The organism is Burkholderia sp. BCC1998 (assembly GCF_905339875.1).
Taxonomy (GTDB): Bacteria; Pseudomonadota; Gammaproteobacteria; order Burkholderiales; family Burkholderiaceae; genus Burkholderia.
The window spans coordinates 1-19,612 of the sequence record NZ_CAJPHE010000031.1; the positions used below are offsets into that span (position 1 = coordinate 1).

A 19,612-nucleotide genomic window follows, 5' to 3' on the forward strand; every position below is an offset into this window, starting at 1 on the left:
ACGACGACGGCAGCGACCGCCTCGTGATCAACGCGCAGAACTGCGTGCACTGCAAGACCTGCGACATCAAGGACCCGACGCAGAACATCGTGTGGGTCACGCCGGAAGGCGGCGGCGGGCCGAATTATCCGAACATGTAACTGCCGAAGAACGCCGCCTCGCGCGGCGTTTTTTTTCGTCGGTTCGACGTTCGACATTCGATGCCGCCCGGCTCTCCATCGGGCGCGCGACTCATGCACCGCGCCCGCATCGGCTGCGCTAACGCGCCGCGATCCGCCGACGGAAATGCTCGGTACCGGACACGATCTTGTCGAGCACCGCGTCGAGGGCCCAGAAGCGCTCGCGCACGTCGTAGTCGATCGCGCGGCAACGAATCGATCCGAACGTGCCGATCCGTTGATGATAGATCTTCGCAAGCGCCGGGTAACCCAGCGCTTCCGACACCGCCGAGAGCACCAGGAACGTCGACAACTCGTCGGCCAGCGCCGGATCCGAGCCGCCCTGCGTGCGCAACCATCGGTACAGGTCGGGATGGAAGTTGGTGAACACGCCGTTGAAACCGGCCGACCCCGCCTTCATCGCATCCCATGCGATCGCGGCGTTCGCATTGAGGATCTTCAGCGGCGACCCCGCGGCGAGTGCGACGCGTCGCTTCACCGTCTCCAGATCGCAGCTCACGTCCTTCAACATCACGAAGCGGCCGGTGTCGATGCACGCACGCAGTTCGTCATCGGACAGCAGTCGCCGATAAGGCGCCGGACATTCGTACAAACCGAGCGGCAGATCCGACGGCAACCGGGCGAGCAGCTTGTGAAGATGGTCGAGAAGCGCGGCGCTGCCCTTGCGCTGCGGATCGAGGCGGTTGGTCACGAGCACGACGCCCTGCGCACCCGATTCTGCCGCGGCACGCAGCTCGGCGACCTGCGCATCCAGATCGTCGCTGATGTGCCCGGACGCGACGACGGGCACGCGCCCGGCCACCCGCTCGACCACGAAACGCGCGAGTTCCGCACGCTCGGCAAGACTCAGGAATTGCATCTCGCTCGATTGCGCGACCGCGAACAGCGCATCCGCGCCATGCGCCAGATACCATTCGACGAGTCGCTCAAGGCCCGCGTAGTCGATCGCGCCGGCGTCGTCGAACGGCGTCAGCATCACCGGTACGATCCCCTCGATGGTTGCGCTCGATTGCCGATGTGGTTGCATCTGTTTCTCCTTCCTTCAGTGAATACGGGGGTGTAGCCGCCGGACTCAGGCCGGCAGCGGTCCGGGCGCGGCGCTCGCGAACTGCTCGGGAATCGGTTTGCGCACCAGCAGCAGGTAAGCCATCGCGCCGGCGAATGCGATTGCCGCCGCCGTCAGCAGCGCGGGCACGAACGACCACCTCTGCGCGATGACCCCCGTCAGGATCGGCGCGAGCGCACCGCCGATGAAACCGCCGAAATTCTGGATCGCACCGAGCGATGCGACACGGCTCGGCGGGGCGGCCGCCGTCGCGAGCGCCCACGAGCATGCCGACGCCGCATTGGCGAGAAAGATCACGACCGAAATGCATGCGAGCGCGACCGTGTTGCTCTGCACGAGCGCGGCCGGAATCGTGAACGCGACCATCCCGAGCATCGCGACGACCACCGCGTTGCGCCGGCTCACGACAGGCGAGCGGCTGCGGCGCGTCACCAGATCCGAGAGCCAGCCGGCAACGAGCGAACCGACGAACCCGCACAGGAACGGCACGGATGCCGCAAACCCGGTGCGCACGAGGCTCATGTGACGCTCCATCGTCAGGTACCCCGGCAGCCAGGTCAGGTAGACCCAGTTCAGATACACGGAACCGAAGAATCCGAGCAGCATGCCCCAGGTCGTGCCGTGCGAAAACAGGCTGCGCCAGTCGGCGAAGGTCAGTTTCGGCATCGCGACGGCCGTCTGCGCATCGGTATCGAGATACGCGCGTTCCGCCGCGGTCAATTGCGCGCGCGCCGGATCGCGGTACAACGCAAACCAGACGACGGCGACGACGAGGCCGAGCGCGCCCGTCACGACGAATGCCCAGCGCCAGTTGAACGATGCGACGAGCACCGCGAGCAGCAATGGCGCGAGTGCGGTGCCGAGCGGCGACGCCGCGTTGAAGATGCCGGTCGGCGTACCGCGCGCACGCAACGGAAACCAGTTGCTCACCACCCGCGCCGCCGACGGGAACTGCGGCGCCTCGCCGATGCCCAGCACGATGCGCGCGACGATGAACCAGCCGAAGGTGGATACGATGCCGCCCGATGCCTGCGCGAGCGACCAGACGATCAGCCCGATGCCGAGCAGCCGGCGCGGCCCTATGCGATCGACGAGTCCGCCGACCGGGAACTGGCACAGCGCGTAGCTCCACGAGAACGCCGACAGCAGCAAGCCCATCTGCGAGAGCGACAGCCCGAGATCGCCCCGGATTGCCGAACTCGCGACGGCCAGCGTGCCGCGGTCGAGATAGTTGACGATCCCGCTCGCCATCAGCAGCGCGAGCGCAATACGTTGTCCGCGCCGGATACGTGGCGGCGCCGTCGGAACAGCATGATTCTCGTTCATTGCGTTTGTCTCCATGTCCTGAATGGTTTCCGGGCCTCGGTCTGTTCCGTCTTCGCGGAATCTATGCGGCCCCACGCTCCACTTCTTCGCGTGTCGGAATCGACGTCTGCGCGCCGTGGCGCGTGACGCTGATCGCGGCCGCACGCTGTCCGAACGCGATCGCGTCGTCCATCGACGCGCCGCTCGCCCGGGCGGCCGCGAAGCCGCCGACGAAGGTATCGCCGGCCGCCGTCGTATCGACGGCGACCACCGCCATCGCCCGATGGCGGCCGCTCCCTGCACTTCCGCGCCAGCAGACGCCGCGCGCGCCCAGCGTGACCAGCACGTTGCCGACGCCCTTCGCGCGCAGCGCTTCGGCGGCCCGCACCGCGGAGGCGTCGTCGCCGACGGCAATGCCGGTCAGCGACTCCGCTTCCGTTTCGTTGACGACGAGATAGTCGATGCGGGCCAGCAATGCGTCGAACAGCGGCCGGGCCGGCGCCGGATTGAGCAGCACCGGCGTGCGATGCGCGATTGCACTGCCGATGGCGCGCGCGACGGTCTCGATCGGCACCTCGAGCTGGCACACCATCAGCGCCGCGCCGGCGATCGCGTCGCGCGCCCGATCGATCAATTCGGCATCGAGGCGCGCGTTTGCACCGGGCACGACGACGATGCTGTTCGCGCCGTGCGCATCGACCGTGATCGTCGCGACCCCGGTTGCCTCGCCGTCGATCCGGTGCAGATGCGTCACGTCGATGCGCTCCGCGGCCAGCGCGTCGTGCAGACGTGCGCCGAACGCGTCGTTGCCGAGGCAGCCGATCATCGCGACCGACGCACCGAGGCGCGCGGCGGCCACCGCCTGGTTCGCCCCCTTGCCGCCGTGAACGGTCTGGAACGTGGTGCCGAGCAGCGTTTCGCCCGGCACGGGCAGCCGCGGCGCATGCGTGACGAGGTCGACGTTGACGCTGCCGACGACAGCGATTCGGGGTGGTCTGGTGTGGGTCATCATCGAATGTAACCGCTTACATTTTCGACGGACAAAATGGCCGGGGTGGCCTTCGTCGACGAAAACTTCACGATGCGGTTGAAATCTGTGTCTGACATAATACGGAGTAGCATCAAGATAGCGCTTACATTCTCACAGGCGAGACCGGGATTGCAAGCGGGACCACGATGAATCGAGGGTAAACGATGGCGTTTTTGACCACACGCGGAGCCTGCAGGGCAGCCGCGCCCGGGGATGACCGATGAGTACGCCTTCATCCGGCGGCGGCGCGGCTCGCGCGCGCCGCGGCAGCGGCCGGTCGGTGCTCGGCGACGTCGCGAAACTCGCCGGCGTGTCGACCGCGACCGTTTCGCGCGTCTACAACGATCCCGGCAAGGTCTCGGCCGACGTGCAGCAGCGCGTGCGCGACGCGGCACGTGCGCTGAACTGGATTCCCAATGCAGCCGGCCGCGCACTCGCCTCCACGCGCACCCACATCACCGGGGCGATCATTCCGACGCTCGACGACCAGGTGTTCGCATCGCAGGTAGCGGGCATGCAGGCGGTCATGGCCGAGCATGGCATCACCCTGTTCCTGGGCTGCTCGAATTACGATCCGGCGCAAGCGCTCGCGCAGGTGCGCGCGATGCTGTCGCGCGGCGTCGAAGCGGTGTCGCTGGTCGGCGAAGCCTATCCGCCGGAAGTATTCGAACTGCTCGACCTGCATCGGGTGCCGTATGTCGTCACCTATGCTTACCGCGACGACAGCCCGCACTGCTGCATCGGCTTCGACAACCGCGCGGCATTCGCGCGACTGACCACGCACCTGCTCGAGCTCGGGCATCGCGATTTCGCGATCATCGTGCAGCCTTCGGCCGACAACGACCGCGTGCAGGCCCGCCTGCGCGGCATTCACGAGACGCTCGCCGCGCGCGGGCTCGCGGTCAGGCCGATCCACCAGCACGAGGGCGCGGCCACGATCGCGTTCGGGCGGGCGAGCCTGCGCGCAATTGCCGACAGCGGCGCGACGCGCCCGACGGCCGTGATCTGCGGCAACGACGCACTCGCGCTCGGCGCCCTGCTCGAGGCGCAGGCACGGGGCATCGACGTGCCTTCGCAGCTGTCGATCACCGGGTTCGACGATGTCGCGCTGGCTCGCGAAATCCGGCCGGCGCTGACGACGATGTGGGTCGACACCGATGCGATCGGCCGCAAGGCCGCCCGCGCGTTGCTCGACGCACTCGAAAACGGCGCAGCCGGGCCCGGTTGCGCGGTACTGCCGGAGCTGCGGGTGCGCGAATCGGCCGCGCCGCCGGACGCGCCGGCCCAATGAAAACGGGGCGCCGCAGGCGCCCCGTTTCGCATCGAATCGGCTAAATCGGTCGAACCGGCGAGTGCCGGCTCCGTTGCATCAGGTCGCGCTGCCCGCGATCTTCGGCGTCGGCGTCTCGACGTCGCCGCACTGCGCGCGATGGCGCAGCGCATGGTCGATCAGCACCAGCGCGAGCATCGACTCGGCGATCGGCGTCGCGCGAATGCCGACGCACGGGTCGTGGCGGCCGAAGGTTTCGACGGTCGCTTCTTCACCGGACTTCGTGATCGAACGGCGCGGCGTGCGGATGCTCGAGGTCGGCTTGATCGCGATCGACACGGTGATGTCCTGCCCCGTCGAAATCCCGCCGAGCACGCCGCCTGCATGGTTGCCGACGAAGCCGGCCGGCGTCAGTTCGTCGCCGTGCACCGAGCCGCGCTGCGCGACGCTGTCGAAGCCCGCGCCGATCTCGACGCCCTTCACCGCGTTGATGCTCATCATCGCCTTCGCGATGTCCGCGTCGAGCCGGTCGAATACCGGTTCACCCCAGCCGACCGGCACGCCCGACGCGACGACGTCGATGCGCGCACCGATCGAATCGCCGTCCTTGCGCAGCGCGTCCATGTAGGCTTCCAGCTCCGGAACGATCGCCGCGTTCGGCGAGAAGAACGGGTTCTCGCGGACATGCGACCAGTCGACGAACGGCACGTCGACCTCGCCGAGACCGCTCATGTAGCCGCGCACTTCGACGCCGAAGCGCTCGCGCAGCCACTTCTTCGCGACCGCGCCCGCGCCGACGAGCGGCGCGGTCAGGCGCGCGGACGAGCGGCCACCGCCACGGTAGTCGCGGATGCCGTATTTCTGCCAGTAGGTGTAGTCGGCGTGGCCGGGGCGGAACGTCTCGACGATGTTGCCGTAATCCTTGCTGCGCTGGTCGGTGTTGCGGATCAGCAGCGCGATCGGCGTGCCGGTCGTCACGCCTTCGAACACGCCGGACAGGATCTCGACCTCGTCGGCTTCCTGGCGCTGCGTCACGTGCCGCGACGTGCCGGGCTTGCGGCGATCGAGCTCGACCTGGATGTCGGCTTCGGTCAGCCCCATTCCCGGCGGGCAGCCGTCGATCACGCAGCCGATCGCGGGACCGTGCGATTCGCCGAAGGTCGTGACAGTGAAAAGCGTGCCGAGGGTATTGCCGGACATGATGGAACCGCCCAAAGAGAAATGGACAAACCGATGCGCTGCCGGGGCCGCTGGCAGGCCGATCGTTTGCCGGTCGAGAAAAGAGGTAAACCGCTATTATGCCAGCCGTCCCGGACCCGCGGGCCGCGTGAACCGTTCAAACCATACTGGCCGGCCACGCAGACGGCCCGGCGCGAGAATCGTCGACCTGCGCCGTTCCGGTCGAACCGGCCGGTTTGCAGCCGTCTGCTGCCCGATACCAAGCCGCCGGGGCCCGCCCTGCCTACTTCCGCGCGCCGCGCAGCTCGGTCACCGCCGCCTGCAGCGCCTCGGGCGTCGCGACCGAGGCCGCGATCGGCTCGCCGACCGCGAGCGTCAGCCGGCTCATCACGCCGCGCTTGATGGGCCGCGGCATGCGCGCATCGGCATGACGGGAGAAATAGCTGCCCCACAGCCCGCGCAGCGCCATCGGGATCACGGGCGCCGGCGTGCGGCCCAGGATCTCGGTGATGCCGTGGTGGAAGGTGTTGATGTCGCCCGTCTTGGTCAGCTTGCCCTCGGGGAAGATGCACACGAGTTCGCCGTCCTTCAGCGCGGCCTCGCATGCGTCGTACGCGCGCGCGAGCATGTCGGGATCCTCGTGGCGCGGCGCGATCGGAATCGCCTTCGCATGCCGGAACACCCAGCTCGCGAAGCGCGCCTTGAAGATCCGGTGATCCATCACGAACCGGATCGGCCGCGGGCTCGCAGCCGCCAGCACGAGCGCGTCGACGTAGCTCACGTGGTTGCATACGAGCACGGCCGCGCCCTCTTCCGGGATCCGCTCTGCATGGACGAGACGAATCCGGTAGAACGTGTGCACCAGCACCCATGCGACGAAACGCAGCAGGAACTCGGGGACGAGCAGGTAGATATACGTCGCGACCACGACGTTCAGCAGCGCGGTGACGAGGAACAGGCCGGGGATGTCGACCCCGGCCTTGGTCAGCCCCATCGCCATCAGGGCCGACAGGATCATGAACAGCGCGTTCAGGATGTTGTTCGCGGCGATGATCCGCGCACGGTGGGTCGGCGCGCTGCGGCTCTGGATCAGCGCATACAGCGGCACGCTGTAGAAGCCGCCGAACATCGCGAGCAGGAACAGGTCGGCCAGGATGCGCCAGTGACGCGCGCCGGCGAGGAATTCCCCGACCGACAGCAGATGCCCGGGCGATGGCAGCGAGCGGCTCGCGAAATACAGCTCGATCGCGAACACGCTGATGCCGATCGAGCCGAGCGGCACGAGGCCGATCTCGACGCGGCGCTGCGACAGCCGCTCGCAGAGCAGCGAGCCGAGGCCGATCCCGACCGAGAACGTCGCGAGCAGGACCGTGACGACGTCGGGGCTCGCGGACAGCACGTCCTTCGCGAAATTGAAGAACGACGTGAGGAACGTCGCGCCGACGAACCACAGCCACGAGATGCCGAGCAGGCTCAGGAACACGGTGCGGTTCTGCCGCGCGAGCCCGAGGTTGCGCCACGTTTCGCTGAACGGATTCAAGTTGATCACGAGATCGGGCTGCGGCGCGGGCGTCGGCGGCACGCGCTGCGCGACGAGCCGCCCCGCGAGCGCGATGACGACGACGCTCACCGCGAGCACGCGCTCGCCGCTGCCTTCGATGCCCGCGGCCGCGCCGCCGATGATCGTGCCGATCAGGATCGCGATGAACGTGCCCATCTCGACGAGGCCGTTGCCGCCGACCAGTTCGTGGTCGCCGAGATGCTGCGGCAGGTATGAATACTTGACGGGGCCGAACAGCGTCGAGTGCATCCCCATCATGAACGTGCACAGATACAGCAGCGTCGCGCTGTGCGTGACGAAACCGGCCGCGCCGACCAGCATCAGCACGATCTCGAAGGACTTCACGAAGCGCGTGAGCGTCGCCTTGTCGTATTTGTCGGCGATCTGGCCGGAGGTGGCCGAGAACAGCACGAACGGCAGGATGAAGATCGCGGAGATCAGGAACGCGGCCGTCTTCGCGTCGACGCCGGAGAAGCGCGCGGTGTGATAGGTGACGAGCGACGTGAAGCCGATCTTGAACACGTTGTCGTTCAGCGCGCCCAGGAACTGGGTCGTGAAGAACGGCGCGAAACGGCGCTGGCGCAACAGGTCGAACTGCGACGCGTGGGCGCGCCGTTCGCCGCGCGATGCGGAAGAGACTTGCGTGTGATCGCTCATGCGGAATACGCGCGCATCGTCTGGGCGAAGCTGCGCGGGCCTTGGGTTGTTGTCGAAAAAACGGCGGCGCAGGCTGAACCTGCGCCGCCGTACGCCGAATGGCAGCGCCCGCGCGTCATGGCACCGGGCGCGACGCGATTCACGGCTTCTGCGCTTCGGCTTCCGATTCCGGCCAGTCGCGGATGTACGCCTTCAGCATCCGGTTCTCGAAGCTCTGCGCCTCGACGACCGTCTTCGCGACGTCGTAGAACGAAATGACGCCCATCAGCACCTTCTTGTCGAGCACCGGCATGTAGCGCGCGTGGCGCTCGAGCATCATCCGGCGCACTTCGTTGACGTCGGTTTCCGGCGTGCACGTGAGCGGCTCGTCCATCACCTTGCGCACCTGCACGTCGCCGATCGCGCCGCCGTTCACGTGCAGGCGCAGGATGATCTCGCGGAACGTCAGCATCCCGACGAGATCGCCGTACTCCATCACGACGAGCGAACCGATATCGTGTTCGGCCATCGTATCGACCGCTTCGCGCAGCGGCTTATCGGGCGTCACCGTAAACAGCGTGTTGCCCTTCACTTTCAGAATATCGCTGACGCGCATCGTAGTCCCCTCATGCTTGAATGCAAAACCGCTTTCGATCCTATCGGAAAGCCTGTCAAAAGGAAAGCTCAGCCCCACGCGGCGCGGCCGTCGCCGCTTGCGGACACCGGCCGGCCGCCGCACAATGACTCCATGGACGGCGGCCCGAGGAGACGGCCATGGCACATACGCATACGGAGCAATTCGCCAGCTTCGCCGATTTCTACCCGTACTACCTGAACGAACACCAGAACCTGACGTCGCGCCGGCTGCACTTCATCGGCTCGCTCGGCGTGATCGGCTGCGTCGCGATGGCGATCGCGACGGGCCACTGGCCGTGGCTGCCGGCGGCGGTCGTGTGCGGCTACGGATTCGCGTGGGTCGGACACTTCTTCTTCGAGAAGAACCGCCCCGCCACGTTCCGGCACCCGATCTACAGCCTGATGGGCGACTGGGTGATGTTCAAGGACATCTGCACCGGCAAGATTCCGCTATAACGCCCGCCCGGTACCGCGTCACGCCGTTTTCGGCGGCCGCGCGTGCGGGTCGGGCGCCCCGCCGGGCACCGGCCCGGGCACGGTCGCGGCCGGCGCACCCGCAAGCCGGTGCGCGGCGATCAGCGACGCAAGCGATACGTCGAACCGGTCGTTCGACAGCACCTCGAGCAATGCCGCGCCTTCGACGTGGCTGCTGCGTCGCTGCAGCTGGTAGGTCAGTTCGGTGCGGTCGATCACCAGCACGTCGAACAGCTGCGCCAGCGTCAGCTGCTCCGGATTCGCCAGCAGGATGTAGCACGGCGCGCGTTCGCCGCTGTCCAGCCGCGCGATCCATTCCCGCTCCTCCATCGTCGACAGCAGCCGCTGCGCGGTTTCCATGTCGCAGCGCAACATGGCCGCAAGCCGCATCGCCGTATAGCCCGCCTTGCCGACCGCGCGCGCCTCGGCCAGCCGCGCGAGCAATTCGAGCGCGTCGAGCAGGTCGCTGCCCGCATAGTGGATGCGATGGAACTGGCCGACGCGGATCGCCGGCAGCGCGGACGCCACCATCGCACCGAGCAGCGCGATGAACCAGCTCAGATACACCCACAACAGGAACACCGGCAGCGCCGCGAACGCGCCGTAGACGGCCGTATAGGTCGGAATGCGCCGCACGTAATAGCCGAAGCCGCGCTTCGCGAGCTCGAACGCGATGGCCGCGAACAGCCCGCCGATCACCGCGTCGCGCCATGCGACCGTGCAGTTCGGCAGATACACGTACAGCAGCGTGAACGCGAGCACGGTCAGCGGCAGCGACACGAACGCGAGCAGCCATTCGACGATCGACGTCGATGGCGCGGCGCCGGTGAACGCCAGCGACTGCGTAAACAGGTACGACGAGATCGACAGGCTCACGCCGAACAGCAAGGGCCCGAGCGTGATCAGCGCCCAGTACGCGAGCACGCGCTGCGCGAACGGCCGCGGCTTGCGCACCCGCCAGATCAGGTTGAACGCGGACTCGATCGTCATCATCGTCATCACGGACGTGACGACGAGCACGATCAGGCCGGCCGTCGTCAGCCCCTTGGCCTTCGACGCGAACTGGTTCAGGTACTTGAAGATCTGGACGTTGAACTGCGCGGGCATCAGGTGATCCGCGAGGAACCCCTGCAGCGAGATCTGGAACGACGCGAACATCGGGAACGCGGTAAACAGCGCAAACGCGACCGTCACGAGCGGCACGAGTGCCAGCATCGTCGTGAACGTGAGGCTGCCCGCCACTTGCGGGATGCGATCCTCGGCGCTGCGCCGGGCCGCGAACTGCGCGAGGCGCTTGAGGGTGTCGAGATCGACGCTCAACTTCGGCAAACGGCTTCTCCTTCTCTGCTGACGCCGCGCGCCCGACGGCGCGCCGCCGCCGCGCTGCGCGACGACTTCAGCCCCTATAATAGCCGCTCGATCCAGCAGGGGCCGACTGCACCGGGCATCCGCGCGGCCGCATGCGGCCCCGTCGCCCATGAAAGACATCCTCGTCCTCTATTACAGCCGCCACGGCGCCACGCGTGATCTCGCGCTCGCAATCGCGAACGGCATCGACAGCGTGCCCGGCATGCAGGCCCGCATCCGTACCGTGCCGCCCGTCTCGACGGTCTGCGAAGCCACCGCCTCCGACATCCCCGACGACGGCCCGCCGTATGCGGAGCTGCGCGATCTCGAGGAGTGCGCGGGCCTCGCGCTCGGCTCGCCGACCCGCTTCGGCAACATGGCCGCCTCGCTCAAGTATTTCCTCGACGGCACGACGCCGCAATGGCTGTCGGGCGCGCTGACCGGCAAGCCGGCCTGCGTGTTCACGTCCACCGGCAGCCTGCACGGCGGCCAGGAGTCGACGCTGCTGTCGATGATGCTGCCGCTGCTGCATCACGGGATGATGATCGTCGGCATCCCGTACACGGAATCCGCGCTCAGCACGACGCGCACCGGCGGCACGCCGTACGGCGCGTCGCACGTGTCGCAGCACGATCGCAGCGGGCCCGCGGGGCTGTCGGCGGACGAAAAGGCGCTCGCGGCCGCGCTTGGCGTGCGGCTCGCGCGTGCGGCAGCGGCCCTCGCCGACGCCCGGGCCGCCGAGGCCGCATGAACGCGCCTGCCCGCCCCGCCCGTCCCCCCGTCACCGCCCGGCCGCGCTACGCGCTGGCCGCGGCCGCGTGCCTCGTCGCGCTGATCGCGCTGTCGCTCGCGTGGGAACTGTGGCTCGCGCCGCTGCGCCCGGGCGGCTCGGCGCTGATGCTCAAGGCCGTGCCGCTCGCGCTCGCGCTGCCCGGCGTCTGGCGGCGTAACATCTATACGATGCAGTGGGCGAGCATGCTGATCCTCGTCTATTTCGCCGAAGGCATCGTGCGCGGCATGTCCGACCGCGGATTGTCCGCGACGCTCGGCTGGTGCGAGACCGCGCTCGCCGTCGGCTTCTTCGTGGCCGCGCTGGCCTACGTCGCGCCGTTCAAGCGCGCGGCGAAGCAGCAGCGCGCCGCGTCCTGACCCTTACGCGACCGAACGTATGAATTCTTCCGAAGCCTTCGTATCCGCCTGCCGAGACGCGATCGGCGCCACCTACGTGCTGACCGAGCCGCACGACACCGAACCGTTCCTGACCGACTGGCGCCGCCGCTACAAGGGCAGCGCGTGCGCGGTGCTGAAACCGGCCGATACGGCGGAAGTCGCCGCGCTCGTCCGGCTCGCCAACGCGCACGGCGTCGCGCTCGTGCCGCAGGGCGGCAACACGGGGCTCGCCGGCGGCGCGACGCCCGACGCGAGCGGCAGCCAGGCCGTGCTGAGCCTCGCGCGCCTGAACCGCGTGCGGGCCCTCGATCCGCACAACAACACGATCACGGTCGACGCCGGCGTGATCCTCGCCGACGTGCAGGCGCGCGCCCGCGAAGGCGGCCGGCTGTTCGCGCTGAGCCTCGCCGCCGAAGGCAGCTGCACGATCGGCGGCAACCTGTCGACCAACGCGGGCGGCACCGCGGTGCTGCGCTACGGCAACGCACGCGAGCTGTGCCTCGGGCTCGAGGTCGTGACGCCGCAGGGCGAGATCTGGGACGGCCTGCGCGGGCTGCGCAAGGACAACACCGGCTACGACTTGCGCGACCTGTTCATCGGCGCCGAAGGCACGCTCGGGATCATCACGGCCGCCGTGCTGAAGCTGCATCCGCTGCCGGCCGCGCAGGTCACGGCGCTGGCCGCGCTCGAGTCGCCGCACGCGGCGCTCGACTTCCTCGCGCTCGCGCAACGCGCGGCCGGCCCGCTGCTGACCGGCTTCGAGCTGATGTCCGACTTCTGCATGCAGCTGGTCGGCAAGCACTATCCGCAACTGCGCTATCCATTCGACCGCACGCATGCGCAGACGGTGCTGCTCGAACTGTCGGACAACGAAAGCGAAACGCATGCGCGCGCGCTGTTCGAAAAACTGATGGAAGAGGCGTTCGAGGCCGGGCTCGTGGTCGACGCCGTCGTCGCGGAAAATCTCGCGCAATCGCGCGCGTTCTGGGACCTGCGCGAACACATCCCGCTCGCGCAGGCCGACGAAGGTCTCAACATCAAGCACGACATCGCGGTGCCGATCTCGTCGATCGCGCGCTTCATCGACGAAACCGACGCGGCGATCCAGCAGGCCGCGCCGGGCGCGCGGATGGTCACGTTCGGCCACCTCGGCGACGGCAACCTGCACTACAACGTGCAGACGCCCGAAGGCGGCGACCCGAAGGCATTCCTCGCGGCATTCCAGAAGCCGATCAACCGCATCGTCTACGACAACGTGCACCGTCACCACGGCACGATCAGCGCGGAGCACGGGATCGGCCAGCTGAAGATCGACGACGCACAGCGCTACAAGTCGCCGGTCGAAACGGCGCTCATGCGCACGCTGAAGACCGCCCTCGACCCGCGCGGGCTGATGAATCCCGGCAAGGTCCTGCACTGAAGCCCCCGTCCCGGAGCGATGCCCATGAGAGTCCGCGTCCTGTCCGACCTGCATCTCGAATGCAACCAGCCCGACACGATCGCGCATGCCGACGCGGATCTCGTCCTGCTGGCCGGTGATATCCACAATCACGCGGAAGGCCTGCGCTGGGCCGCGGAGACGTTCGATCCCGACGTGCCGGTGATCTACGTGCCGGGTAATCACGAGTACTACGACGGGGAATTCGGCGCGCTCGAAACCGCGATGCGCGACGCCGCGCACACGATCGACCACGTGCATTACCTGAACAACGGCGTGTACGTCGATCCGGCGCAGCGCTTTCGCGTGCTCGGCACGACGCTGTGGGCCGATTTCTCGCTGTTCGGCGCCGACCAGGCGAGCGTCGCGCGCGCGATCGACGCGGCCATGCGCGTGATGCTCGATTTCAAGGGATTGATCCAGGTGACGTGGCCGCACGATGCGTCCTTGCATGCGGCGGCAGCCCCCGAGCGGGATTTCACGCCGGCCGACGCGATCGCGCTGCACCGGCAAGGCCGCGCGTGGCTGGAAGCACGGCTCGCGACACCGTTCGCGGGCCGCACGATCGTCGTCACGCATCATGCGCCGCACCTGCGCTCGCTGGCGGAGCGTTATGCGGAAGACCTGGCGTCGGCGGGATTCGTCACGGACATGGCGGAACTCGTGCGGCCGCCCGTGGACCTGTGGATCCACGGCCACACGCATACTTCATTCGATTACGTGACCGACAGCGGCACGCGCGTGGTGTGCAACCCGCGCGGCTATATCCGCCGGCGCACCGGCGAACTGGAGAATCCCGCGTTTGCGTGGGACAAGGTAGTCGAGCTCGGCTGAGCGCCAAGCCATCGGGCCGCGCGATGCGGCCCTCCCCGAGCTGAAAGGCCGCCCGATCAGCGATCGGCGCGGCGCGAACCGTTCGACGACGGGCGCACCCGCACCGGCACGGGCTTCATCCGTGCCTTCATCGCGCGCAGCAGATCGCGCGTCGCCGCGGCGGCAGCAGCCGCACCAAGCAAAACTCCAAGGCCGATCATCAGTTGCGTATCCATTACGACTCCGGGTGTGGGCAGTTCCAAATCTCGATGATTGAAACAGTATCAAACTGTCCGCGGTCCGTTGGTAAAAAAATGTTGCGTGAAGGACAAATCTCGTCAGATTGCACTCGACCGCGCGCTCATGTCGCAGCCGTGAACTGCGCGAGCGCGGCTTCGTCGGCTTCCAGCGTGGCCGGCAGCTCGTCGCGCAGGAAATCGACCCAGGTGCGGATTTTCGCGTCGAGGTACTGGCGCGACGGATACAGCGCGTAGATGTTCATCACGTGCGACCGGTATTCGGGCATCACGCGCACGATGTGTCCGCTGCGCAGCCCGCCGATCGCCGAATAGAGCGGCAACCCGCCGATTCCCATCCCTTCCCGCACGGCCACCGCGAGCGCCTCGGCGACGTTCACGCGGAACGGCGGCGCCGTGACCGGAACCACTTCGTCGCCGCGCGGCCCCGACAGCGACCACTCGTCGAAATGAAAACCGGGCGCGACCATCCCGAGACAGACGTGCTGCTCGAGATCGGCCGGGGTCTGCGGCACGCCGTGCGCGTCGATATAGCCCGGCGACGCGCACACGACGCTGTAGCTCTCGCCGAGCCGCTGCGACACGAGCCCCGAATCCGGCAGGTCGCGGCCGACCACGATCGCGACGTCGTACCCCTCGTCGAGCAGGTCGGGCATGCGCTGCGCGAGCGTCAGCTCGACGTGCACGTCCGGATAGCGCTGCCGATAGCGCGCGATGGCCGGCACCAGATAGTGCTGCCCGAGGCTCGTGAAGCAATGCACCTTCAGCTTGCCCGACGGCCGCGCGTGCGCGTCGCCCGCTTCGGCTTCGGCCTGGTCGACGTACGCGAGGATCTGCTCGCAGCGCTGCAGGTAGCGCTCGCCCGCTTCGGTCAGCGCGATCCGGCGTGTCGTCCGGTTCAGGAGGCGCGTGCGCAGGTGCGCCTCGAGATCCGACACGGCGCGCGACGCATAGGCGGTGGTCGAATTCATCTGCTGGGCGGCCGCGGTAAAGCTGCCCGCGTCGACCACGCGGACGAAGACCCGCATGTTTTGTAACGTATCCATCCCATTACCCGTATGAATCCGGAGGGATTGTTGCACAGGGGCCAACAAATATTATCTCAGGATTCGTAAAAATGACTTGCACCGTTGTCCATTTATTCAGGAATCACTGAAAAATATAATCGCATCCGACTCATCTATATCCGAAAGGGAGAAAATCGTGCGGTCTCCGGCAACAAAAGGGACGCTGGCACTGGCGGTTCTTGCAGTCTCATTAATAATGGCCGGATGCGCGAGCATGGGCGACAACAAGCCGCAGTCCGCCCGCATCGAAGCGAACACGCTCGACGCCGGCGCCGCGATCCGCGCGGCGGACCACGATGCGGGCTGGCCCGCGTCCGACTGGTGGCGCGCGTACCGCGATCCGCAGCTCGATGCGTGGATTGCCGCCGCGCAGGCCGGCAACCCGACCCTTGCGGCCGCCGAGGCGCGCGTGCGCGAAGCGCAGGCGATGGCGCGCGTGGCGCGCTCGGCGGAACTGCCGCAGATCAACGGCAATCTGTCGCTGATGCGCCAGCACTGGCCCGACAACGTCTACTACGGCCCGGGGCCGCTCGCCGACACCGACACCTGGAACAACACCGGCACGCTCGGCCTGTCGTACCACCTCGACCTGTGGGGCAAGGACAAGAACGCGACCGAGCGCGCGCTCGACACCGCGCATGCGACCGCGGCCGACGCACGGGCGGCGAAGCTCGAGCTCGAGGTCAACGTCGTGCGCGCGTATGTCGGCATGTCGATGAACTACGCGCTGCTCGACCTTGCGCACGAAACGTTCGAACGCCAGCGTTCGCTGGCCGATCTCGCGCGCAAGCGCCTGCAGGCCGGCCTCGGCACGCAGCTCGAAGTCAGCCAGGCCGAATCGACGCTGCCCGACTACGAGCGCCAGATCGACAGCTACGAAGAAGCGATCCAGCTCGCGCGCCACCAGCTCGCCGCGCTCGCGGGCAAGGGTCCTGGCGCCGGCGACGCGATCAAGCGGCCGAGCCTGTCGCTCGATGCGCCGGCCGGCCTGCCGTCCGCGCTGCCGGCCGACCTGCTCGGGCGCCGCCCGGACGTCGTCGCGGCCCGCTGGACGGTCGACGCGCAGGCTCGCGGCATCGATGTCGCGAAAGCCGCGTTCTACCCGAATATCGACCTGCTCGCGACGGTCGGCGGCTTCGGCGTGACCGCGCCGTTCACCGACTTCCTGCGCGCGATGAACGGCGGCTGGACGGCCGGCCCAGCGCTGTCGCTGCCGATCTTCGAAGGCGGCCGGCTGCGCGCGCAACTCGGCGCGGCCGATGCCGGCTACGACCAGGCGGTCGAACGCTACAACCAGACGGTCGTCGGCGCGCTCAAGGACATCGCCGACCAGGTCGTGCGGATCCGCTCGCTCGACACGCAGAAGAAGGACGCCGCGCGCTCGGTGGCCGCCAACGACCGCAGTTACCAGCTGTCGCGCGAAGGCTTCCGCCGCGGGCTGACCGATTACGTGAACGTGCTGGTCGCGCAACAGCAGCTGCTGCGCGCACAGGAAACGGCGGCCCGCATCGACGCGGAACGCCTCGCCGCGCACGCGCAGTTGATGGCCGCGCTCGGCGGCGGCGTCGAGACGGAGGCGCAGACGCAGACAGATGCGGACGTTCGGGGCGGTCATCCGGCCCGCGACGCGTCCGCCGCGGGGGCCGCCGCGCCGGCCGCCGCATCGGGTGCGAAGCCCGCCGCGGCCGTCGCCCGCCCCGCGCAGGTCGCGACGGCCGGTTCGGCGGGTGCAGCCGCCACGCCGGCCGCACGGTAACGCGGAGCGACCGTCATGTCAGCCTCCTCCCCCGCTTCCACGCACGCCGGCGGCCCGCTCGCGGCCTGGTACGCCGCCTTCGGCGACTGGGCCCGCAGCGACGGCGCCGCGTGGCTCTACCTGTTCAAGGCGCTGCTCGCCGCGTTCATCGCGACCGGCGTGTCGATGCGGCTCGACCTGCCCGCGCCGAAGACGGCGATGACCACGGTGTTCATCGTGATGCAGCCGCAAAGCGGCGCGGTGCTCGCGAAGAGCTTCTACCGGGTCGCCGGCACGATCTTCGGGCTGATCGCGACGCTCACGTTCGTCGGGCTGTTCCCGCAGCAGCCGCAGCTGTTCCTCTTGGCCGTCGCGCTGTGGGTCGCGCTGTGCACGGCCGGCGCCGCGCGCAACCGCAATTTCCGCAGCTACGGCTTCCTGCTCGCCGGTTACACGACCGCGCTGATCGGGCTGCCGGCGTCGCAACACCCCGACGGCGCGTTCATGAGCGCGATGACGCGGGTCGCCGAGATCATGGTCGGGATCGTGTCGGCAGGCGTCGTCAGCGCGCTGGTGTTTCCGCAGTACACCGGCGAGCAGATGCGCACGACGGTGCGCAAGCGCTTCAGCAGCTTCGTCGACTACGTCGCGGCGGCACTGTCGGGCCAGCTCGACCGCGCGCACATCGAAACCATCCATACGCGCTTCGTCGCGGACGTGGTCGGCTTCGAAGCGGCGCGCAGCATGGCCGTGTTCGAGGATCCGGACACGCGGATGCGCAGCGGCCGTCTCGCGCGCCTGAACAGCGAGTTCATGAGCGTATCGAGCCGCTTCCACGCGCTGCACCAGCTGATGAACCGACTGCGCGCGGCCGGCGCGCAGGCCGCGATCGATGCGATCGAGCCGTACTTCCGCGAAATCGCGCCGCTTCTGACGCGCAACGGCGAGCCGGTGCGCTCGTCGGCCGACGCCGCGCTCGCCGCCGAACAGTTGCTCGCGTGGCGCGACGCGCTGCCGCGCCGCATCCGCGCGACGCGCGCCGCGCTCGAGACGCAGCCGGATTTCCCGCTGCTCGACTTCGACACGGCCACCGAGCTGCTGTACCGCTTCATCACGGACCTGCACGAATACGCGGCGACCTACGCGTCGCTGTCGACCGCGACGCACGAGCGCGAGCGCTGGATCGAACGCTACGAGCCGCGCACCAACCTGACGGCGATGGTGATCGCCGCGATTCGCACCGCGACCGTGATCCTCGTGCTCGGCGCGTTCTGGATCGCGACCGCGTGGCCGAGCGGCGTGACGCTGACGCTGACGGCGGCGGCCACCTGCGCGCTCGCGTCGTCGACGCCGCGCCCGACCGCGATGTCCGCACAGATGGGCATGGGTACCGCACTGGCCGTCTGCACGGGCTTCCTGCTGACGTTCGGCATCTACCCGCACATCGACGGCTTCCCGCTGCTGTGCGTGGCCCTCGCGCCGCTGCTCGCGATCGGCATCTTCATGACGCTGAAGCCGAAGCTCGCCGGCTACGGGATGGGCTACCTGATCTTCTTCAGCTTCCTCGCCGGCCCCGACAACATCACGCACTACGACCCGACGAGCTTCATGAACGACGCGCTCGCGCTGGTGCTGTCGATGCTGGTCTCGGCGATCGCGTTCGCGGTGCTGTTCCCGCCGACCGCGCCGTGGCACAAGAAGCGGCTGTTCGCCGACCTGCGCCACCAGGTGGTCGCGGCGTGCCACGCACGGCTCGCCGGCTTGCGCACGCGCTTCGAGAGCGGCGCGCGCGACCTGATGTACCAGGCGCACACGCTGTCGGCCGACCAGCCCGACGTGCAGCGCGACGCGCTGCGCTGGATGTTCGCGGTGCTGGAAACGGGCAATGCCGCGCTCGACCTGCGCGCGGAGCTCGCGACGCTGCCGTCCGACCCGCGCTATGCGCCGACGACACCGTGGCGCCGCGCGATCGAGACGCTGCGCGCCGCGCTGTCCGCGCTGTTCCGCAAGCCGGACGCGGCGCGCTTCGACGCGGCGCTCGCCGCGGTCAACGCCGCGATCGACGCGACCCGGCAAACGCTCGATGCGTTCACGCCGTCGCGCGAGGAGCGCCACCGGCTGCAGCGCATCCTGAGCCATCTGCATTTCGTACGCACGGCGCTGCTCGATCCGGAATCGCCGCTCGAGCCGCTCAACCGCAACCGCCCCGTGCGTCCCCAACAAGGAGCCTCGTCATGATGCCGCGTGAAATCGCCATTCTCGATGCCTACATGCCCACGGTGGTCCTGATGTTCGTCCTGGGCGCGCTCGCGACCTGGGCCGTCGACCGCCTGCTCGCCTACACGGGCCTCTACCGTCTCGTCTGGCACCCGTCGCTGTTTCGCGCGTGCCTTCTCGTCTGCATTTGCGGCGGACTGAGTCTTGCCGTTTACCGTTGATTCCGAACCAT

19 protein-coding genes are annotated in these 19,612 nt (G+C 68.2%); 10 read left to right on the top strand and 9 right to left on the bottom strand.

All coding sequences use genetic code 11. The features are described 5' to 3' along the window. Nucleotides 1–140, top strand: a 140-nt coding sequence (locus tag U5A56_RS33530) for a 4Fe-4S dicluster domain-containing protein (RefSeq protein ID WP_287780816.1), incomplete at its 5' end; no start/stop codon positions are given. A gap of 118 nt (nucleotides 141–258) precedes the next feature. On the opposite strand, the gene U5A56_RS33535 is transcribed toward U5A56_RS33530, so the two are convergent. From U5A56_RS33535 to rbsK, 3 genes are all read right to left on the bottom strand, one after another. After that, nucleotides 259–1,206 (bottom strand): dihydrodipicolinate synthase family protein, encoded by a 948-nt coding sequence (locus U5A56_RS33535; protein WP_321810391.1) that lies wholly within the window; start codon nucleotides 1,204–1,206, stop codon nucleotides 259–261. A 45-nt stretch (nucleotides 1,207–1,251) separates the two neighbouring features. Continuing rightward, nucleotides 1,252–2,571, bottom strand: coding sequence for an MFS transporter (locus U5A56_RS33540; RefSeq protein WP_321926821.1), 1,320 nt, complete (start codon nucleotides 2,569–2,571; stop codon nucleotides 1,252–1,254). A gap of 61 nt (nucleotides 2,572–2,632) precedes the next feature. After that, nucleotides 2,633–3,562, bottom strand: coding sequence for a ribokinase (gene rbsK / locus U5A56_RS33545; RefSeq protein ID WP_321926822.1), 930 nt, complete (start codon nucleotides 3,560–3,562; stop codon nucleotides 2,633–2,635). A gap of 238 nt (nucleotides 3,563–3,800) precedes the next feature. Between rbsK and U5A56_RS33550 the strand changes: the two genes are divergently transcribed. Next, a complete protein-coding gene (locus U5A56_RS33550) occupies nucleotides 3,801–4,871 on the top strand; it encodes a LacI family DNA-binding transcriptional regulator (protein ID WP_321926824.1) in 1,071 nt (356 codons plus the stop codon). Between the two features lie 78 nt (nucleotides 4,872–4,949). Here the strand turns inward: U5A56_RS33550 and aroC are convergent, their stop codons facing one another. The 3 genes from aroC to U5A56_RS33565 all read right to left on the bottom strand — a co-directional run bounded on the left by aroC (nucleotide 4,950) and on the right by U5A56_RS33565 (nucleotide 8,842). Then, a complete protein-coding gene (gene aroC / locus U5A56_RS33555) occupies nucleotides 4,950–6,050 on the bottom strand; it encodes a chorismate synthase (RefSeq protein ID WP_321926826.1) in 1,101 nt (366 codons plus the stop codon). Nucleotides 6,051–6,312: 262 nt separating this feature from the next. Further along, the gene (locus tag U5A56_RS33560; protein WP_321926828.1) at nucleotides 6,313–8,247 is read right to left on the bottom strand and encodes an MFS transporter; all 1,935 of its coding nucleotides are present in this window, start codon (nucleotides 8,245–8,247) and stop codon (nucleotides 6,313–6,315) included. Between the two features lie 139 nt (nucleotides 8,248–8,386). After that, nucleotides 8,387–8,842, bottom strand: coding sequence for a CBS domain-containing protein (locus tag U5A56_RS33565; RefSeq protein ID WP_044846066.1), 456 nt, complete (start codon nucleotides 8,840–8,842; stop codon nucleotides 8,387–8,389). Nucleotides 8,843–9,000: 158 nt separating this feature from the next. On the opposite strand from U5A56_RS33565, the gene U5A56_RS33570 reads away from it, so the two are divergent. Next, nucleotides 9,001–9,318 carry an Mpo1-like protein gene (locus U5A56_RS33570; RefSeq protein WP_044846067.1) on the top strand — a complete coding sequence of 106 codons (318 nt, stop codon included), beginning with the start codon at nucleotides 9,001–9,003 and terminating at the stop codon, nucleotides 9,316–9,318. An 18-nt stretch (nucleotides 9,319–9,336) separates the two neighbouring features. Here the strand turns inward: U5A56_RS33570 and U5A56_RS33575 are convergent, their stop codons facing one another. Next, nucleotides 9,337–10,665 carry a YihY family inner membrane protein gene (locus U5A56_RS33575; protein ID WP_321810387.1) on the bottom strand — a complete coding sequence of 443 codons (1,329 nt, stop codon included), beginning with the start codon at nucleotides 10,663–10,665 and terminating at the stop codon, nucleotides 9,337–9,339. A 148-nt stretch (nucleotides 10,666–10,813) separates the two neighbouring features. Here U5A56_RS33575 and wrbA point away from each other — a divergent pair, with 148 nt between their 5' ends. Genes wrbA through U5A56_RS33595 form a run of 4 tightly spaced genes read left to right on the top strand, consistent with a single transcriptional unit; the run spans nucleotide 10,814 to nucleotide 14,125 of the window. Then, nucleotides 10,814–11,434: an NAD(P)H:quinone oxidoreductase gene (gene wrbA / locus U5A56_RS33580; RefSeq protein WP_044846069.1), complete on the top strand. Its 621-nt coding sequence runs from the start codon at nucleotides 10,814–10,816 to the stop codon at nucleotides 11,432–11,434. After that, entirely contained in the window at nucleotides 11,431–11,832 is a 402-nt protein-coding gene (locus U5A56_RS33585; protein ID WP_321805009.1) for a DUF2069 domain-containing protein, read from the top strand. Before wrbA ends, U5A56_RS33585 begins: the two co-directional genes overlap by 4 nt. Before the next feature lie 19 nt (nucleotides 11,833–11,851). Beyond that, the gene (locus tag U5A56_RS33590; protein WP_044846071.1) at nucleotides 11,852–13,273 is read left to right on the top strand and encodes an FAD-binding oxidoreductase; all 1,422 of its coding nucleotides are present in this window, start codon (nucleotides 11,852–11,854) and stop codon (nucleotides 13,271–13,273) included. A gap of 24 nt (nucleotides 13,274–13,297) precedes the next feature. Beyond that, on the top strand, nucleotides 13,298–14,125 hold the full coding sequence (locus U5A56_RS33595) for a metallophosphoesterase (protein WP_321926832.1): 828 nt from the start codon (nucleotides 13,298–13,300) through the stop codon (nucleotides 14,123–14,125). Between the two features lie 56 nt (nucleotides 14,126–14,181). Here the strand turns inward: U5A56_RS33595 and U5A56_RS33600 are convergent, their stop codons facing one another. Further along, complete coding sequence (locus U5A56_RS33600) at nucleotides 14,182–14,340, bottom strand: hypothetical protein (protein WP_170296438.1); 159 nt, start codon at nucleotides 14,338–14,340, stop codon at nucleotides 14,182–14,184. A 125-nt stretch (nucleotides 14,341–14,465) separates the two neighbouring features. Then, on the bottom strand, nucleotides 14,466–15,407 hold the full coding sequence (locus U5A56_RS33605; RefSeq protein WP_044846073.1) for a LysR family transcriptional regulator: 942 nt from the start codon (nucleotides 15,405–15,407) through the stop codon (nucleotides 14,466–14,468). Nucleotides 15,408–15,564: 157 nt separating this feature from the next. Here U5A56_RS33605 and U5A56_RS33610 point away from each other — a divergent pair, with 157 nt between their 5' ends. Genes U5A56_RS33610 through U5A56_RS33620 form a run of 3 tightly spaced genes read left to right on the top strand, consistent with a single transcriptional unit; the run spans nucleotide 15,565 to nucleotide 19,601 of the window. Next, complete coding sequence (locus U5A56_RS33610; RefSeq protein WP_321926834.1) at nucleotides 15,565–17,184, top strand: efflux transporter outer membrane subunit; 1,620 nt, start codon at nucleotides 15,565–15,567, stop codon at nucleotides 17,182–17,184. Nucleotides 17,185–17,199: 15 nt separating this feature from the next. After that, nucleotides 17,200–19,401 (top strand): FUSC family protein, encoded by a 2,202-nt coding sequence (locus U5A56_RS33615; RefSeq protein ID WP_044846075.1) that lies wholly within the window; start codon nucleotides 17,200–17,202, stop codon nucleotides 19,399–19,401. Further along, a complete protein-coding gene (locus tag U5A56_RS33620; protein WP_011351756.1) occupies nucleotides 19,398–19,601 on the top strand; it encodes a DUF1656 domain-containing protein in 204 nt (67 codons plus the stop codon). The genes U5A56_RS33615 and U5A56_RS33620 overlap by 4 nt, the downstream gene beginning before the upstream one ends. Nucleotides 19,602–19,612 lie beyond the last annotated feature (11 nt).

Excerpts from the sequence above, each read along its gene's own strand:
- U5A56_RS33585 (WP_321805009.1), top strand. The coding sequence starts at position 11,431 with ATGAACGCGCCTGCCCGCCCCGCCCGTCCCCCCGTCACCGCCCGGCCG.
- aroC (WP_321926826.1), bottom strand. The coding sequence starts at position 6,050 with ATGTCCGGCAATACCCTCGGCACGCTTTTCACTGTCACGACCTTCGGC.
- U5A56_RS33595 (WP_321926832.1), top strand. The coding sequence starts at position 13,298 with ATGAGAGTCCGCGTCCTGTCCGACCTGCATCTCGAATGCAACCAGCCC.
- wrbA (WP_044846069.1), top strand. The coding sequence starts at position 10,814 with ATGAAAGACATCCTCGTCCTCTATTACAGCCGCCACGGCGCCACGCGT.
- U5A56_RS33565 (WP_044846066.1), bottom strand. The coding sequence starts at position 8,842 with ATGCGCGTCAGCGATATTCTGAAAGTGAAGGGCAACACGCTGTTTACG.
- U5A56_RS33615 (WP_044846075.1), top strand. The coding sequence starts at position 17,200 with ATGTCAGCCTCCTCCCCCGCTTCCACGCACGCCGGCGGCCCGCTCGCG.
- U5A56_RS33560 (WP_321926828.1), bottom strand. The coding sequence starts at position 8,247 with ATGAGCGATCACACGCAAGTCTCTTCCGCATCGCGCGGCGAACGGCGC.
- U5A56_RS33540 (WP_321926821.1), bottom strand. The coding sequence starts at position 2,571 with ATGAACGAGAATCATGCTGTTCCGACGGCGCCGCCACGTATCCGGCGC.
- U5A56_RS33590 (WP_044846071.1), top strand. The coding sequence starts at position 11,852 with ATGAATTCTTCCGAAGCCTTCGTATCCGCCTGCCGAGACGCGATCGGC.
- U5A56_RS33600 (WP_170296438.1), bottom strand. The coding sequence starts at position 14,340 with ATGGATACGCAACTGATGATCGGCCTTGGAGTTTTGCTTGGTGCGGCT.
- U5A56_RS33570 (WP_044846067.1), top strand. The coding sequence starts at position 9,001 with ATGGCACATACGCATACGGAGCAATTCGCCAGCTTCGCCGATTTCTAC.
- U5A56_RS33605 (WP_044846073.1), bottom strand. The coding sequence starts at position 15,407 with ATGGATACGTTACAAAACATGCGGGTCTTCGTCCGCGTGGTCGACGCG.
- U5A56_RS33620 (WP_011351756.1), top strand. The coding sequence starts at position 19,398 with ATGATGCCGCGTGAAATCGCCATTCTCGATGCCTACATGCCCACGGTG.
- rbsK (WP_321926822.1), bottom strand. The coding sequence starts at position 3,562 with ATGATGACCCACACCAGACCACCCCGAATCGCTGTCGTCGGCAGCGTC.
- U5A56_RS33550 (WP_321926824.1), top strand. The coding sequence starts at position 3,801 with ATGAGTACGCCTTCATCCGGCGGCGGCGCGGCTCGCGCGCGCCGCGGC.
- U5A56_RS33535 (WP_321810391.1), bottom strand. The coding sequence starts at position 1,206 with ATGCAACCACATCGGCAATCGAGCGCAACCATCGAGGGGATCGTACCG.